This window comes from Butyricimonas synergistica DSM 23225 (assembly GCF_000379665.1).
Classification (GTDB): Bacteria; Bacteroidota; Bacteroidia; order Bacteroidales; family Marinifilaceae; genus Butyricimonas; species Butyricimonas synergistica.
This window is the reverse complement of record NZ_KB903367.1, coordinates 352,966-370,258: the sequence shown is the minus strand read 5'-3', so window position 1 is coordinate 370,258 and position 17,293 is coordinate 352,966. Positions and strand designations below refer to the sequence as shown.

15 protein-coding genes are annotated in these 17,293 nt (G+C 44.3%); 5 read left to right on the top strand and 10 right to left on the bottom strand.

Features of this window, described 5'->3' with window-relative positions; translation table 11 throughout:
• Positions 1–92 precede the first annotated feature (92 nt).
• Positions 93–2,795: a putative LPS assembly protein LptD gene (locus A3CY_RS0113945; RefSeq protein WP_155828342.1), complete on the top strand. Its 2,703-nt coding sequence runs from the start codon at positions 93–95 to the stop codon at positions 2,793–2,795.
• Between the two features lie 8 nt (positions 2,796–2,803).
• Here the strand turns inward: A3CY_RS0113945 and rlmB are convergent, their stop codons facing one another.
• Both rlmB and A3CY_RS0113935 read right to left on the bottom strand, forming a co-directional pair.
• A complete protein-coding gene (gene rlmB, locus A3CY_RS0113940) occupies positions 2,804–3,544 on the bottom strand; it encodes a 23S rRNA (guanosine(2251)-2'-O)-methyltransferase RlmB (protein ID WP_018338545.1) in 741 nt (246 codons plus the stop codon).
• Between the two features lie 9 nt (positions 3,545–3,553).
• Complete coding sequence (locus A3CY_RS0113935) at positions 3,554–5,494, bottom strand: ABC-F family ATP-binding cassette domain-containing protein (protein ID WP_026207674.1); 1,941 nt, start codon at positions 5,492–5,494, stop codon at positions 3,554–3,556.
• A gap of 187 nt (positions 5,495–5,681) precedes the next feature.
• Between A3CY_RS0113935 and pruA the strand changes: the two genes are divergently transcribed.
• Positions 5,682–7,313 carry an L-glutamate gamma-semialdehyde dehydrogenase gene (gene pruA, locus A3CY_RS0113930; RefSeq protein ID WP_018338543.1) on the top strand — a complete coding sequence of 544 codons (1,632 nt, stop codon included), beginning with the start codon at positions 5,682–5,684 and terminating at the stop codon, positions 7,311–7,313.
• Positions 7,314–7,372: 59 nt separating this feature from the next.
• Here the strand turns inward: pruA and A3CY_RS0113925 are convergent, their stop codons facing one another.
• Positions 7,373–7,969, bottom strand: coding sequence for a master DNA invertase Mpi family serine-type recombinase (locus A3CY_RS0113925; RefSeq protein ID WP_040371852.1), 597 nt, complete (start codon positions 7,967–7,969; stop codon positions 7,373–7,375).
• Positions 7,970–8,310: 341 nt separating this feature from the next.
• On the opposite strand from A3CY_RS0113925, the gene A3CY_RS21110 reads away from it, so the two are divergent.
• A complete protein-coding gene (locus A3CY_RS21110) occupies positions 8,311–8,604 on the top strand; it encodes an HU family DNA-binding protein (RefSeq protein ID WP_018338541.1) in 294 nt (97 codons plus the stop codon).
• A 59-nt stretch (positions 8,605–8,663) separates the two neighbouring features.
• Here the strand turns inward: A3CY_RS21110 and pyrI are convergent, their stop codons facing one another.
• The 5 genes from pyrI to A3CY_RS0113895 form a co-directional block, all read right to left on the bottom strand.
• Positions 8,664–9,122 (bottom strand): aspartate carbamoyltransferase regulatory subunit, encoded by a 459-nt coding sequence (gene pyrI, locus A3CY_RS0113915; RefSeq protein ID WP_026207673.1) that lies wholly within the window; start codon positions 9,120–9,122, stop codon positions 8,664–8,666.
• 17 nt (positions 9,123–9,139) lie between these two features.
• Positions 9,140–10,051, bottom strand: a complete 912-nt coding sequence (pyrB, locus tag A3CY_RS0113910) for an aspartate carbamoyltransferase (RefSeq protein WP_026207672.1) — start codon at positions 10,049–10,051, stop codon at positions 9,140–9,142.
• A 249-nt stretch (positions 10,052–10,300) separates the two neighbouring features.
• Positions 10,301–11,503, bottom strand: coding sequence for a bifunctional phosphopantothenoylcysteine decarboxylase/phosphopantothenate--cysteine ligase CoaBC (gene coaBC, locus A3CY_RS0113905; protein ID WP_018338538.1), 1,203 nt, complete (start codon positions 11,501–11,503; stop codon positions 10,301–10,303).
• 67 nt (positions 11,504–11,570) lie between these two features.
• Complete coding sequence (locus A3CY_RS0113900) at positions 11,571–11,921, bottom strand: DNA-directed RNA polymerase subunit omega (RefSeq protein WP_018338537.1); 351 nt, start codon at positions 11,919–11,921, stop codon at positions 11,571–11,573.
• A gap of 30 nt (positions 11,922–11,951) precedes the next feature.
• Positions 11,952–12,764 carry an outer membrane protein assembly factor BamD gene (locus tag A3CY_RS0113895; RefSeq protein WP_018338536.1) on the bottom strand — a complete coding sequence of 271 codons (813 nt, stop codon included), beginning with the start codon at positions 12,762–12,764 and terminating at the stop codon, positions 11,952–11,954.
• 296 nt (positions 12,765–13,060) lie between these two features.
• On the opposite strand from A3CY_RS0113895, the gene A3CY_RS0113890 reads away from it, so the two are divergent.
• Entirely contained in the window at positions 13,061–14,311 is a 1,251-nt protein-coding gene (locus A3CY_RS0113890; protein WP_018338535.1) for an aminotransferase class I/II-fold pyridoxal phosphate-dependent enzyme, read from the top strand.
• 276 nt (positions 14,312–14,587) lie between these two features.
• On the top strand, positions 14,588–15,472 hold the full coding sequence (locus tag A3CY_RS0113885; RefSeq protein WP_018338534.1) for an Rpn family recombination-promoting nuclease/putative transposase: 885 nt from the start codon (positions 14,588–14,590) through the stop codon (positions 15,470–15,472).
• Between the two features lie 62 nt (positions 15,473–15,534).
• On the opposite strand, the gene A3CY_RS21105 is transcribed toward A3CY_RS0113885, so the two are convergent.
• Positions 15,535–15,978 carry a LytR/AlgR family response regulator transcription factor gene (locus A3CY_RS21105; RefSeq protein WP_018338533.1) on the bottom strand — a complete coding sequence of 148 codons (444 nt, stop codon included), beginning with the start codon at positions 15,976–15,978 and terminating at the stop codon, positions 15,535–15,537.
• Between the two features lie 178 nt (positions 15,979–16,156).
• The gene (locus A3CY_RS0113875) at positions 16,157–17,278 is read right to left on the bottom strand and encodes a TlpA family protein disulfide reductase (RefSeq protein WP_169503663.1); all 1,122 of its coding nucleotides are present in this window, start codon (positions 17,276–17,278) and stop codon (positions 16,157–16,159) included.
• Positions 17,279–17,293: the final 15 nt, after the last annotated feature.

Genomic DNA, 17,293 nt, shown 5'->3' with positions numbered 1-17,293 from the left:
TCATGACCATTAACAACCATTATTTCTTACATTTGCAAAGCAAAAATGCTATATGCGTCATGCAATATTAGTCACAAAAATAATATATTAAATTGCAAATTAGATTATATACAGGGCTTTTTATTAAGAAATGTATCATTTTAACGGTGATCGCCCTGCCGATAATACTATCATCCAACGGTCTTGCCTCCGAGATTATTTTCGGAGAAAGATATGCTACATCTACCAGTGACACAACTAAACCGTCTTCGGACAGGTTACCGCTCCTCGCTCTCGATACAACGGGACAACCTGGGGATAGCATTCGCATCGTGTATGACTCGACGGGCATGCCTATCGACACGATCCAAAATGATACCACCCGACCGAAACCGTTATTCAGTGATTTAATCACTTACAACGCCGACGATTCTGTCAAATTTTCCATCGGTGGCAAGAAAGTATTCTTGTACGGCAACGGATTTGTGAAATACCTCACGAGCGAGCTCAAGGCAGACTATATCGTGCTGGACATGGAGAAAAAAGAAGCCTATGCCACCGGGGCTCCCGATTCCGTGGGAGAACTAAAAGGCACACCCAAATTCAAGGACGGGGCTCAGGAATTTGAGGGAAAAGAATTGAGGTACAATTTTGACTCCAAGAAAGGACTTATTTCAGAGATCATCACGCAGGAAGGGGAAGGATACGTGCAGGGGCAAACCACGAAAAAGATGAGTGACTCCGTATATTGCGTGGTACATGGTTCATACACCACGTGCGACGACCACGACCACCCTCACTTCCGGTTACGGATGAACCGGGCAAAGATGATTAAAGACAAAAGAATATTCGTGGGATTCACTTACCTCGAGTTAGAAGACGTTCCTTTACCTATATTTATACCGTTCGGCTTCTTCCCGATTTCCAAGAAAGGGACTTCCGGTATTATCATGCCAACGTACGGGGAAGAGCGAATGAGAGGGTTCAACCTGAGAGGGGGGGGGTATTATCTCTACGTCAATGACTATATTGACATGACTTTTACGGGTGATATATACACGAATGGATCATGGGGGTTACAATACTCGACAACATACAGGAAACGATATAAATTCAACGGGCAATTCAGTGCCTCGATGAGTAAAAACCACGTGAGTGAAAAAGGTTTACCCGACTACCAGGAATCTTCCGACTGGGCTGTTCGTTGGACGCACAGCCAAGACGGGAAAGCCAATCCTTATAGTTCTTTCTCTGCTTCTGTGGATATGTCTTCCGCCAGAAACAACTACTACAACGCGAATAATATAAACGATATTGCCAATCAACGAAAGCAATCCAGTATATCCTGGAGCAAAAAATGGCCGGAAAGCCCGTTCAGTTTAAGTGGATCATTCAGCCATAGCCAAAACAGTCAGGATTCATCCATTTCTGTCACGCTTCCAAATCTTAGCCTGCGTATGTCACAAATCTACCCTTTCCGCAAAAAAGACAAGGTAGGGGAAATGAAATGGTACGATAACATCGGTATATCCTACTCGGCAGAATTGCGCAACAACATTCAAACCAAAGAAGATAAATTATTCAAATCATCTTTTGAAAGAGATTGGGACAACGGATTCAAACACAACATCCCGCTCAGTTTATCATTCAAAATTGCACAAGACGTAACCTTTACCCCTTCGTTAAATTATAACGGATACCTTAATACTAAAACGATCGAGAAAATATGGGTACCGGACACCAGCAACGCCGGGGGACAAATAGTCAAAAGAGTTGTACCGGGCATGAACTATTCACACGACTATTCAGCTAGTGCATCCATCGGTTACACGCCGACCATTTACGGTATGTTCCTATTCAAACCGGGTTCCAAAGTGGCGGCAATCCGCCATATGATCCGTCCGTCCATTACGGCATCCTATACTCCAGCATTAAAACCCCTCGGCAAATACACGAAAACGTATTTCAACGGAGAAGAATTTGTAGAATATGCCATCCACGAGGGCTTGCCTTATACTCCGAAAACAACGGTCGGCAAACAATCCGGAAGTATCAGCTTCAGCTTGGATAACAACGTTGAAATGAAAGTCCGGAACGATAACGATACCACGGGAGACGAACAATTCAAGAAAGTCAAACTACTGGAAAGTTTCCGGATAAATGTTTCTTATAATCCTTTCGCGGATAGTATGAGATTCTCCACGATCGGACTGAGTGCCCGTACAAAAGTACTTAACAATAAAGTCGACCTGAACTTTTCCGGTACATTAGACCCTTATGCAGTGGACGGGGAAGGGCGTAAAATCAACAAATACCATGGAGGAATCGGACGTTTGACCAATGCCACGATCTCTAGTAATTTCAGTTTTTCCGGGGGACAAAACGATAAAAATAAAGATAAGAAAAAAGAAGAGGAGGAGGATATGACCGGAGGATATTTTGACGATTACATGGACTTTAATGTTCCTTGGGATTTAAGTATCAGTTATAATCTTAACTACTCGAAGACTTACTCCAAACAAAGCCCAAAAGGGAAAGGAGATATCCGGCAAATATTAAACTTCTCCGGTAATCTTTCACTAACTCCGAAATGGAAAATCGGTTTTCAATCGGGATTCGATTTCAAAGCCAAGGAAGTGACCTCAACGAGTTTCAATATCACGCGGGATCTGCACTGTTGGGAAATGACCTTCAATTGTATGCCGTTCGGTCAGCACCAATCCTTTAACTTCGAGATACACGTGCGTTCCTCCATGTTAAGAGATTTGAAACTGACCAAACGGGAATCCTTCACGGACAGAGTTCGGGGATTCTAATCCTCAATTCATGACCGTTGACGTACAGCTTCATACATTAATATTGCTGCTGCAGCAGAAACATTCAACGATTCGATTTTACCGAATTGAGGTATTTTGATTTGTTCGTCTGCCAAGGCTAACAATTCCTCGTCAATACCGGTATCCTCGGAACCCATGATGAACATACAACCGTCTTTCATATTGACTTGCGTGTAGAACTTCTCGGCTTTCTCCGTGGCAGCGAATAAGGTCAATCCGCGCCGTTTCAATTCCTTGATCGTCTTCTTCAAGTTTTTCTCGCGGCATACAGGTAAATGATATAACGCCCCCGCGGATGTTTTGATCGCATCGGAAGATATTTTAGCTGAATTCTTATTCGGGATCAATATCGCATTCACGCCGGCACATTCGGCAGTACGGGCTATCCCTCCCAAGTTGCGCACATCCGTGATCCGGTCTAATATCAACACGAGCGGATTCTTCCCTTCTGCGACTACTTTATCGATCACCTCATTTATATCCTGGTAAGGAATCGGGGAAATCTCAGCCAGCACCCCTTGGTGATTACGTCCGGCAAACGGTTTAAACACCTCTTCCGGGACATACTGGAACGGGATTTGACGTTCACGCACCACCGCAAATAACTGCTGGAATAACTCACCCTTTATTCCTTGACGGAACATCACTTTATCGATTTCTTTCTCATCCTGTATCGCCTCCATCACGGTACGAATACCGAAAATACATTCTTGTTTAAACTTTGCCATCTTTATAATTTATATTTTAGCTTTTAAATTTTCCAATCGTTCGTTTTCCTCTTCCCACTCCCCCATACACGCTTCCAAGCGCTTCTTCGCATCATCATATGCTTTCAGCAACTCATCATTTATCGTTCCTGTTGCCATTTTCTCCTCGGCATCCGCAATGGTTTGTTCCCAATCGGCAATCTCGGTTTCCAACTTCTCAATCCTCACCTCCGACCGCTTAATTTCCTTATTCCATTGTTTACGCTCCTCGAAAGCAACCTTATTCTCTGAAACGGCTTCTTCTTCCACAGCCTTCTCCTGCTGCACCTTCCGGGGATGCATTTGCTCGTATTCCCGGAAACATTCCAACTTTTTCGCTTCCAGAAAATGAGTCACCCCACCCAAGTACTCCTTTATATTCTTATTGGTAAACTCGTACACTTTATCCGCCAATCCAATCAGGAAGTCACGGTCATGTGAAACGACAATCACTGTCCCCTCGAACTTTTTCAACGCGTCTTTCAATATATCTTTCGTGCGCATATCCAAATGGTTGGTCGGCTCGTCAAGAATCAACACGTTATAAGGCTCCAACAACAAGCGCACCATGGCAAGCCGAGTCCGCTCTCCCCCGGAAAGCACTTTCACTTTCTTATCGACATCCTCCCCGGAGAACAAAAAAGCACCCAGTATATCCCGTATCTTTTTCCGAATCTCCCCAACAGCCACCTGATCCACCGTGTCAAGTACACTCAACGTCGGATCAAGTAAATCCGCCTGATTCTGCGCAAAGTACCCGATATTCACGTTATGTCCGATCTTCAACGCTCCCTCGTAAGGAATCTGATCCATAATCATTTTCACCAGAGTCGTCTTTCCTTCCCCGTTCTTTCCCACGAAAGCCACCTTTTCCCCTCTCAGTACATCCAAATTCACCTCGTGCAGCACCACGTGGTCGCCGTATGCTTTAGTCAAATCACGACCACTCACCACGACATCACCCGATCGCACCGCCGGTTGGAAACGCACGTTAATCCGAGCCGAATCCTCCTGCTCGACCTCTATCCGGTCAATCTTTTCCAACTGCTTGATCCGTGATTGCACTTGCACCGCTTTCGTCGCCTTGTAACGGAAGCGTTCGATAAAATCTTCCGTATCTTTAATCTGCTTTTGCTGGTTCTCGTAGGCACGCAATTGTTGTTCGATGCGCTCCTTCCTCAACTCGATAAATTTCGTGTACGACACCTTATAATCATAAATCTTGCTCAATGAAATCTCCACCGTACGGCTCGTGATATTATCCAAAAAAGCCCTGTCGTGGGAAACAAGCACCACAGCCCCCGGGTATCCCTGCAAGAACGACTCCAACCAGGATATAGACTCAATATCCAAATGGTTCGTGGGCTCATCTAATAAAAACACATCCGGACGAGCCAACAATATCTTCGCCAACTCGATGCGCATACGCCATCCCCCGCTGAACTCCTCGCAACGGCGATCCAAATCCTCTTGACGGAAACCCAACCCCTTCAACACGACCTCAACTTCCCCGTTCATATTATCGGCACCCCGCATACGCAACAATTCGGTCTTTTCGTTCAATCTATCAATCAACGCCATGTAACCGTCCGACTCGTAATCCGTCCGTTCAGCCAACTCTGTGTGCAATCTCTCTACCTCTTGTTGTAATCCCAACACATCATTGAAAGCCGTTTCTGCCTCTTCCCGCACGGTTTTCCCTTCGGCATACACTTTCGTCTGGGGTAAATAACCGATCTTCAAACCGGAAGGCACCGACACGCTTCCCTCGGAAGGTTCCTGCACCCCAGCAAGAATCTTCAACAGAGTGGATTTTCCCGCCCCATTCCGTCCGGTCAAACCAATTCTATCCCTCTTGTTCACCAGAAATGAGATGGAATCCAACAACGCATAATCCCCGAATAAAACACTTACATTATTAACTGAAATCATTACAATAACTTGAAAATTGAAACCTTCCGTATTTAACGGATGCAAATATACGAAACTTATTTTGATTGCACTAAACTACTAAATTTGCATTTAAAATCGAAAAACTAACAAATGTCATGTTTGTTCCATGAAATAATTTTGTATATTTGGAAAATCTTGAAAAATACTAACTACAAAAAAATAAAATATGTCCAAAGGAGTATTCAAATTACCTAACATTACCAATGAACCCATCAAAAGTTATGCTCCGGGTTCGCCGGAAAGAAAAGAATTGAAGTCACAAATCAATGCGTTGCGTGCCACGGTTGTTGACCTTCCCATGATTATCGGAGGAAAAGAAGTCCGCACCGACAAATTAATGGATATACGTCCGCCGCACGACCATCACCACTTGCTGGGACACTACCATCAAGGAGATGCAAGCCACGTGAAAATGGCTATCGACGCTGCGATGAAAGCAAAACCGGAATGGGAAAAAATGAGCTGGGAAAGCCGTGCCGCAATCTTCCTGAAAGCTGCCGACCTTTTGGCTGGTCCATATCGTCAACGGATGAACGCCGTTACCATGTTAGGACAATCTAAAAATGCTTTCCAAGCAGAAATTGACTGTGTCGCCGAGTTAGCAGACTTCTTCCGTTTCAACGTGAAGAATATGTACGAAATATATCATATGCAACCGAATTCAGCCCCGGGCATCTGGAACCGTACGGTTTGGCGCCCATTGGAAGGGTTCGTTTTCGCATTGACTCCATTCAACTTTACCTCTATTGCCGGTAACCTTCCGGGAGCTCCGGCACTAATGGGTAATGTATGCGTGTGGAAGCCTTCAAAAACAGCTGTTTATTCCGCACATCTAATCATGGAAATCTTGAAAGAAGCCGGATTACCTGACGGTGTTATCAATCTGGTGTACTGTTCCGGACCAACGGCTTCCGAGGTAATCTTCTCGCACAGAGAATTTGCAGGTATTCACTTCACCGGTTCCACCCAAGTATTCAATGACATTTGGGCCACCATCGTGAAGAATATCGATAAATACCGGAGTTACCCGAGAATCGTGGGTGAAACCGGAGGTAAAGACTATATCTTCGCCGACCCGACAGCCTGCCCGAAAGAAGTCGCTACCGCTATCGTGCGGGGTGCTTTCGAGTACCAGGGACAAAAATGTTCTGCCGCTTCACGGGCTTACATTCCATCCAACATCTGGCCGGAAGTTGAAAGCTACGTGCAAAAAGACTTGGCAGCTATTAAAGTCGGAGGAGTAGAAGACTTCACGAATTTCGTGAATGCCGTGATCGACGAAGCTTCTTTCGTTAAGTTAGCCAATGCTATCGACGAGGCAAACAAATCTGCAGACGCCGAAGTTATCGCGGGAGGACACTACGACATGAGTGCCGGATATTTCATCCAACCAACCATCATCCAAGCCTTCAAACCAGATTATATCACCATGCGTGAAGAATTATTCGGACCGATCCTTACGGTTTATGTTTATGATCCCGAGAAAGTAGACGAAACTCTGGATATCCTGGACAAAAACTCGACTTACGCTCTCACCGGGGCGATCTTCTCGAAAGACCGTGCCAATATCGAGCGGATGACTGAACGTCTGACACATACAGCCGGGAACTTCTACATCAACGACAAACCCACGGGCGCCGTGGTTGACCAACAACCCTTCGGTGGCGGTCGCGCATCCGGCACAAACGACAAAGCAGGTACCATCTTCAATCTGCTACGCTGGGTATCCCCGCAAGCAATCAAAGAAACATTTGTACCGGCTACGAATTACATGTATCCGAATTTCTTGGAAGAATAATAAAAGTTTACAGTTGTAAAACCAAAAGGGCTGTCCATTGGGCAGTCCTTTTCATTTCCCTAAAATAACGGGTGTTTCCGGTTTACCGTGTAGAAAGTTTCCCGCGACACCTTAAACATCCGGCAAATAGCCGAAATAGAAACACCTTCTTGCAACAGTCGATTGATCTCTTCCTTATTCTCTAATAAAATTTGTTGTTTTCCTCCCCCGAGAGGACGCCCCAATCGAACCCCTTCCGACTTTCGATGCGCCAGAGCTTCCTTCGTCCTCATAGAAATCAAATTATGCTCAATCTCTGCCACCAACGCGAAAGCGAAGGCGAGTACCTTACTGTTTATACTGTTATCAAAGGCATAACCGTCCTTCGTGCTATAAATGACGATTTCCTTCTCTAAACAACGATGCAAAATAGACATGATATTCAACAATGTCCTACTCAACCGCGACAATTCCGTCACGATTAACACATCTCCTTTTTTCAAACTTTTCAATAATTTCCCGAGCTTACGGTCATGCTCATGCTTCTTCCCACTCACCACTTCCGTCACCCACCTATCGATCTTCAAATGTTTCCGAGTTGCGAATCTTTGTATTTCTTCTCTCTGATTTTCGATATGTTGCTTTCCCGTACTGACTCTCAAATAACCTATTACCATAACTATAACATTTACCATACAAATAAGAACCTCCGGACAAAGGATCACAATTTTATAGCCACAAATCACAGTCGTCAAATGCGAAGCCAAACAGCTGTCAACAAAAACGTTCATTTACACAGACAAATATACCAATTTTTGAAAAAACAAAATCAATCGTTAGTAAAAAAGTTAGATAGAAATCGTTAGGTAATTAGAAAGAATAGTTAAAACGCCTGTTACTCACGCTCAAAAGGGTGTCCAATTTAACGAACGTTTATCCTGACAAATAGTTGCCGGAATAACGTTAAATCACTCAAAATAAAAAATTGGAACTCAAACACGTGCATTAGAATTTAATTATGAACAAAAGAGAATTAGCTAAGAAAGTTGCGGAGAAATGTGGTCAAAGTCAAGTGGTTTCCGCTCTTGTCATCAACACGTTTCTCTCCTGCATACTGGAATCTCTGGAAGCGGGAGAAAAAATCACGATTCAGGATTTCGGCACCCTGAGCGTGAAACAACAGAAGAAAAGAGAACGCTTCAATCTGGCTACCCACCAAGTAGAAACCTACTTGCCTTACGAGTATATCAAATTTACAGCCAGTAAATCAGTGAGATTAAAACAAAAGGAAAAAGCTGAAAAAAAAGGATGAAAAAAAATTGGGCTGCCAACTTTAGACAGCCCAATTCAAAATCATCACGAGAATATATCTTAGATAATCACAATATGTTCCTGATCTGTCAGCTTCTCGCAGTAGTGACATTTCAACACGATCGGAGAACTACCAACCACGTCAAATTTCGTGCGCACTTTCTGGTTATTCGTGATACATTTCGGATTCACGCATTTAGCGATACCCTCCACGTGCTTCGGCACCATTACCGCTTTCTTCTCCGCAACTTCAAAGTCTTTTATAATATTAATTTTAGCCGTCGGGGCTACCAACGCTAATTTATTCACCTCGTCATCTTTCAGGAATTTATCCCAAATCTTGATAATCGCCTTCTTACCCAGCTTGCTACTTACCAGATTATACCCGAAAGTAACCGTGTTTTCCAAACTTTGGATTCCCAACACGTTGATCACGTCAAATAACTTATCAGCAGGAATGTGGTCTATTACCGTACCGTTTTCCACGGCGCTCACCTGTAATTCTTTTTTTGCTGCCATATCTTTTTCTCCTTTAATTACCATTTTAAATCTAATGCTTTGAAAATAATTGCCTGACGGGTGTACACACCGTTCAACGCTTGCTGGAAGTAGTATGCCTTCTTGTTATCATCCACATCCTCGTCAATCTCGTTCACGCGAGGTAGCGGGTGGAGGATACGCATTGTATCTTTCGTGCCTGCCAGCATGGAATTCTTGAGGATATACACGTTCTTCACTTTCTCGTACTCCAGCGGGTCCGCGAAACGCTCGCGTTGTACACGGGTCATGTAAAGAATATCGGCATCGTTGATTACATCATCCAACTCCGTATGCTCGTAATAAGGGATATGCAATTCATCCAAGAACAACTTGTAAGCCTGCGGCATTTCCAACTCCTTCGGGGAGATAAAGTGGAATGTCGGGTTGAAGTGGCTCATGGCTTGTAGCAAAGAGTGAACCGTACGACCGTACTTCAAATCCCCTACCATAAAGATATTCAAATTCTCAAGCGTCCCTTGCGTCTTGTAAATGGAATACAAGTCAAGCATCGTCTGCGTCGGGTGTTGGTTCGCCCCATCTCCGGCATTAATCACCGGTACACTGGCAACCTCGCTGGCAAAACGGGCAGCCCCTTCCAGCGGATGGCGCATCACGATCAAGTCGCAGTAGTTATCCACCATCTTGGTTGTATCTTTCAAAGATTCACCTTTTGTCGTACTGGAAGACGAGGCATCGGAGAATCCGACAATACGTCCCCCCATTCTACTAATCGCGGTTTCAAAACTCAATCGCGTACGGGTAGATGGCTCAAAAAACAGTGATGCAACCACCTTCCCTGCCAGCAGGTTGCAATTTGGGTTTTTCTCGAATTCAGAAGCAATCTTCAATACTTCCAAAATTTCCTCTTTCGAGTAGTCGGTAATGGATACTAAGCTACGTTTATTCATATTGCTACATATTAAGTGTTTATGTTCTTTATCATCCATATAAAAAAAAACCAACAATGTCAACTAACGACAATGTTGGTTTTTCTGTATCTCGTAATAACAACGATCATGCTTTTGCCTAAACTGGAGGCAGACTAACAATTTTCGCCGAATATTTTGATGTTCTATCTTCATATCGGAATACAAAATTAGAGATAATTTCTATCCGAACAAAGCGATTTTCATTTATTTTTTTCAAAATATTTTTCTCTACCGGCTAAGTAATTGAATACTATCCACAATATCTTTCGCAACCTCCACCTTCGTCTTCAACTCGTAAATCATCTTCTCTCCTTCCCGGTTCAAGATCGTTACCTTATTAGTATCACCCCCGAAACCGGCACCTTTATCATTTAAACTATTCAGCACGATCATATCCAGATTCTTCCGTTGCATTTTAGATCGGGCATTATTTTCCTCGTCATTCGTTTCCAGGGCAAACCCTACCAGCAACTGCGAATCCTTCTTCATTTGACCTAGTTCCGCCGCAATATCTTTCGTCGGCATCAATTCCAGCATCAAATCCTCCTTCTCCCGCTTGATCTTACGGTCAGCCTTTTCCTTCGGGGTAAAATCAGCAACCGCCGCACTCAGTATCGCCAAGTCACAACCGGGAAATTCCCTCACGGCAACTTCACACATCTGCGACGCCGACTCCACGTCCACCCGATGAATAGCGGGATGATTCGTTTTCAAGTTTACAGGACCACAAATAAGCAGCACTTCCGCCCCGCGTTCCGCCAACTCTTCCGCTAAGGCGATCCCCATCTTACCGGAAGAATAATTCCCGATAAAACGCACAGGATCAATCTTCTCGTAAGTAGGACCGGCAGTAATCAATACTTTTTTTCCTCCGAAATCTTCCTGCTGTTGGAAATGCCTTTTCAAAAATTCGACAATCTTTTCCGGCTCTTCCATTCTCCCCTTCCCGATTAGCCCACTGGCAAGCTCTCCGCTTTCCGGTTCGATAATGATATTCCCGAATGACCGCAATATTTCCAGGTTCCGCTGTGTTGCCGGATGCTTATACATATCCAAATCCATCGCCGGGGCAACCATCACCGGGCATTTCGCCGAGAGATATGTCGTCAGCAACAAATTATCGGCGATCCCGTTCGCCATCTTTCCAATCGTGTTGGCAGAAGCGGGTGCCAGCAGATAGAGGTCTGCCCACAATCCCAAATCGACATGAGAATTCCAATCCCCGTTCTCCGGGTTGTAAAAATCCACCATGATCGGGCTCTTGGACAGCGTAGCCATAGTCAATGGAGTGATAAACTCTTTTGCCAGTGGTGTCATAACCACCTTTACCGTTGCCCCCTCTTTCACGAGCAGGCGAGTCAGTGTTGCCGCCTTATAAGCCGCGATACTACCCGTAACCCCCAGTATTATATGTTTTCCTTTCAGCATCATGCAATCAAAACTAAAAAACCTGAAAGCGTAGCACTCTCAGGTATATTATTCATTCAAAAATTCGGATTTATTCCTCGTCCGTGCTATTTGCATCCTTCTCTTTGGATGAAGTGCGGAAATAAATATCTCCGTCCTCGAATTCCTGGGTAGCAATTAACACTGGCTTGGGCAAACGCTCGTAATACTTGGAAATCTCGATCTGCTCGCGATTTTCAAATATCTCTTCCAAATTATCCGCATAAGAGGCAAACTCTTGAAGCTTCCTGCTTAACTCCTCTTTCATCTCAACCGAAATCTGATTAGCTCTCTTACCGATTACCGCTACAGCCTCGTAAATATTATCAGCTTTACTTGCCAATATAGCCGGATTCCGGGTAATAGTATTATTCGGCGCTTTAACTTTCTTAAAATCTACCATGGTTAATTTGAATATTATTATTTTATCTGGTTAATCATCCTCTTGGTCAACATCATACGTCTTCAAGAACTCGTTGATGTCCTCGTATTTTTTTGCCATCTCCTTGGCATAACGGCTTTCCGGGTACTCTTCCTCGAAATAGTAATACTCCTCTTTTGCCGCATTATAACGTTCATATTTTTTGTCCTCGACACTATTTACAGCCATCTCATACTTGGAGTTGAACAACATATACATGATCTCCTCGCGATATTTCGTACCGGGGTAATCTTTCAAACAGTTCTCCAAACTCACGACAGCTGACTTATATTTTGCCCTAAGGTAATAATTCTTGGCACTTAAATAATCCTTGTAAGACAACTTATCCCGCATCTCGTCCATGTAAGCATTGATTTGCTCTTTTTTGGAACTACTCGGGTAGCGGCTCAAATACAAATTGAAATTCTCTATCGCGTTCATCGTCGTGGTTTGATCCAGACGAGCTTTCGGCGACGCCTTATAATTACAATAACCGATCATATAAAGACACTCCTCTGCATAGGAACTTTCCGGGTACTGAGCCACGAAATTCTTGAACAATTCAGCCGCAATCTCGTAATCTTTCTGGTTAAAACTACAGAATGCGCGATAATAAGCCACGCTTTGCGCCTTAGAAGTCCCGCGGAAAACCTGCCGGATTCCATCGAAAAGATTGGAAGCCTTCGTGTATTCCCCGTTACGATAGTATTCCACGGCTTTTGTATACATCTGTTGGCTATCACCACTTTTCAGAAGTTTCTGGTATTCGCCACAGGAACTCATCAAAATTATAACAAGCAGAAATCCTATAAAATTCTTCATCATAAAGAGCCTTTTTTGCATCACGCAAAGATAAATGAATAAAATCAATCTACAAAATAATTTACGATTTATGATTCGCGATTTATGAATTCCCTGCCCGAAATGCACTTTTGATTTTACCCAATCTTAAATCGTCAATTATAAATTGTAAATTTCAAATTCAGACTAAGTATTTAAGCGTATTTCCTTCCCCTGAACCACAACTTTTTGACAGAACTTATTTGGAATACATTTTTTTAGTTACCTTTGTTTCCATATTTAGAAAAACAAGAATTAAGAATTTCAAAATATTATCGAAAGTGGACATTTTTGAAAGAGTAAGAAATCAAAAGGGAAACATCGGTCAATACGCCAAACAAGCTCATGGCTATTTCTCTTTCCCGAAATTAGAGGGTGAAATTGGCCCTCGTATGAAATTCCGTGGCAAGGAAGTTTTAAACTGGAGTCTAAACAATTATATCGGTCTTGCTAACGATCCGGAAGTACGGAAAGCAGATGCCGAGGCTGCCGCAAAATACGGAATGGCATACCCGATGGGGGCCCGTATGATGAGCGGACAGACTTCCCGCCACGAGTACTTGGAATCTCAGTTAGCTGAGTTCGTGGGTAAACCGGACGCGTTCCTGTTGAACTTCGGTTATCAAGGTATGGTTTCCATCATCGATGCCATGACCAGCCGTCACGATTGCATCGTGTATGATGCAGAAGATCACGCTTGTATCATGGACGGTCTTCGCTTATCTCCGGCAAAAAGATACGTGTATCTACACAACGATATGGAGAGCCTCCGCAAACAACTGGAAAGAGCTACCAAATGGGTAGAAAACACCGGAGGCGGTATCTTGGTCGTAACCGAAGGTCTGTTCGGTATGGCCGGTGACCTCGGAAAATTAGACGAGATCGTTGCCATGAAAAAAGACTTCAATTTCCGTTTACTCGTGGACGACGCTCACGGCTTCGGAACCATGGGACCCCATGGAGCCGGAACAGGCGACCATTTCGGGGTTATGGACGGGATTGACCTTTACTTCGCTACTTTCGCCAAAGCGATGGCAGGTATCGGGGCATTTATCGCCTGCGATGAAGACATCTGTATGTATTTAAGATACAATATGCGTTCCCAGACTTTCGCGAAATCACTCCCGATGCCTATGGTAGAAGGTGCGATCAAACGATTGGAGTTATTGAGAACCAAACCGGAATTACGCGAAAAATTATGGACTATCGTTCGTGCCCTGCAAGCCGGGTTGAAAGTTGACGGATTGAACATCGGTGCAACCAACTCCCCCGTGACTCCTGTTTACCTGTCCGGTAGCGTTGCCGAGGGAACTCAAGTTGCCATGGATTTAAGAGAGAACTACAATCTGTTCTGCTCCATCGTGGTTTATCCGGTGATCCCGAAAGGACAATTACTGCTCCGTTTGATTCCGACCGCCATGCACACGCTGGAAGACGTGGATTACACGGTAAAAGCATTTAAAAACGTGGCTCAAAAATTAGCTAACGGCGAATATAGCAAAGACGTGGTAGTCGATGCCAACGCTCTATAAGGTTTGCCACAAAGCCATTAAAAATAACACTATCAACCCCGGAAATCGTTATCGAACTTCCGGGGTTAATTTCATTATTCATGTTAATCCTCTACCTGTCCCCAGCGAAAAACAAGGATAAAATTTATGCCATCCCCAACTTTATTGGATTTTACATTTTTTTTGACAATTTTCATTTACATGCGGACGACATTTGAATTGCACGCAATACAATTGTAAAACTCGATTTTAATCGTTAATTTTGTGTTGATTGAAAACAAATAAACAAACAATGCCATGAAATACTTGAATCCCAAAGCAGACTTGACATTCAAACGCGTGTTCGGGGAACATCCCGACCTGGTGATGAGTTTACTCAACGCCCTGCTTCCCCTCGCTCCAGGGCAAGAGATCACCGCAATCGAGTATTTACCTGCCGAAATGGTACCCGACAACCCTTGGAAAAAAAACAGCATCGTCGACGTGCGGTGTAAGGATAAACTCGGAAGACAATTCATCGTCGAGATGCAAATGATATGGTCTCCGGAATTCAAGTATAGAGTCTTGTTCAACGCTTCCAAAGCGTACGTCAGACAAATTGGGAACGGGGAAAATTATCATTTGCTACAACCTGTATACTCTCTCAACCTCGTCAACGAGATTTTCGAGCCGGAGATGAAAGACTACTACCATCACTATAAGCTCGTACACGACAAAGATTCCGACAAGATCATCGACGGTTTGCAACTCGTGTTCGTGGAACTTCCCAAGTTCACCCCACACACCTACGCCGAGAAGAAAATGCAAGTGCTTTGGTTACGCTACCTTACCGAAATTGACGAGCACACGATTTCCGTCCCGGAGGAATTACTCTCGAATCCCGAAGTAAACAAGGCTGTCAAAGCCATTGAAGAAGCCGCATTCTCCCCCGCACAACTCCTCGGCTACGAAAAATTCTGGGACATCATCAGTACTGAAAAAACCCTATTTTACAGTGCCGAACAAAGAGGCTTGGCCAGCGGGATGAAAAAAGGAATGGAAGAAGGTTTCAAAGAAGGTATCAAAGAAGGTTTCAAAAAAGGTGAAATAAAAGTTGCCCGTAACATGAAATCATTCGGTATGTCTCCGGAATCCATAGCCCAAATAACCGGGCTGTCCCAGGAAGACATCGAGGCTTTGTAATTTTAGCTTTTTCTTCTCAAAAACCTGCCCGGGAGGTTGTCTCTCGGGACTGTTATACATGTTTATTTATTATTTTTCACGACCTTAGATTTATGCAATCCTTTCACCTTACCTAAAAATCGAAAACGAGAATGTAAGTCTTCCTTGTAAGCAGAACTTACCGAGAAATCCTGCTTGCCGATATAGAGCGTGTTCCCGACCAGACGATCCACAAGTTCCAGACAGACAGCGTAACTACGGTGAACTCGGGCAAATTGTTCGGGGGGAAGCACTTCCAGCACCTTTTTCAACGGGTGAACCACGATGATTTTAGAACCATCTTTAAAATGAATAAAACAATAATCACCATCCGCTTGCAACCAGGCGATTCTCGAGCACAAGACCATCCGGTACGCGTCGTCGTACCAGACGAAAAACCGATCGTTTAGATAACGATCACTTACCACTACGGCATTACCTGCCGGGAGGCTATTTTCCATTTCTTCATCATTTTGTTTCTGTTCCATAATATTTCAATATTATGTCCCGTGAAACAAACCTCTCGGCAGGTATCTAACACATCATTAAAATTCATTCCAATAATTAGCCCTCTCTCTTTATCCCGTCTTTAAGACAAAGGAGAGGGCTTCCGCTGTGTGTTTCCACGAGAGAAACACTTTTTTAAAATAAACTTATCACTCTATCTCATCTCTGGTATGATTCCAATTTTTTTTGTAAACGTTTTACCTCTGACTCGTTTCCATCTTTTTCAGCAGCATTTATCGCCATCTTCAACATATCCAGCCCCCGTTGCCTGTACGCCTCCGCGTATTTTACTCGCAACACACCCAACTTCTCGTAATCGCTATACGATTTCGCTGCCCGGGAACTCATTACTACCCGCATGGCATCCACCCCGTTTTTCAACACGTCCATGTCACTCGAAGAAGAAACGTAAATATAATCAGCGATTTCCCGAGCTATGCCGAGATATTCTTCGTCGGGCACCCAAGACCACACGTCTGCAGGTTTATCCCCCTCGTACTTCTGCTTCAATTTTTCAAAATATGCCACAGCATCCCTGGTATTCGTGATCATCAGACACTTGTAACGAAGAATCGAATTTTCCCTGTTTTCCGGCATCAATTCCAACAAATAAAGCGCCTTCAAGAACTCTCCGTTTTCCATGTACTTTTTCACGTTTTCCACGTCAGCCCGGATTCCCTGCTCGGGGACCGTTTTTAACGCCCAAATGGCCAGGTTTATAGCACTTGCCACTCCCGGCGACCAGGCATCCCAACGTCCCCGGATCATACCCCGGTCATCCACGAGAATCGCCGTCGGGTGCCCCCCGTTCACGGCAGCGCAGCACGCGTCGGCATTTTTTCCTCCCACTGTCGGGTAACCTATCCCCTTCTCCTTCCACCACGCCTCGGCTTTATACCCCTTGTCTGCTAACGTTTCGTTCGCGTCCACCCCGATGACTTGAACCCCCTCGTACACGCCGGGGTCTCGACGCATCATCGTGTCGATATCGCAAGAAAGGATACGACACCCGCCACACCAGGTCGCCCAAAAATTCAACACCACGAATTTACCGCGTAACTTTTTACTATTCAGTTGCCGCGTGAAATAAAACTCCGGCATCGGTTGCCCCAATTGTTCCACCAGTTCCCAACGCTCCGTCCCCGCTACTTGTTGCTGGTAGCCCACTTTCCAATTCTGGCAATATTTTTTCATAAAGCGGTCCAACGCCGCGTAATCCTGTGCCTGGGCTGCCACTATCGAAAGCAGCACGCCCACAACTATCCCGATTGTCTTTTTCATTTCAATCCCTATTTT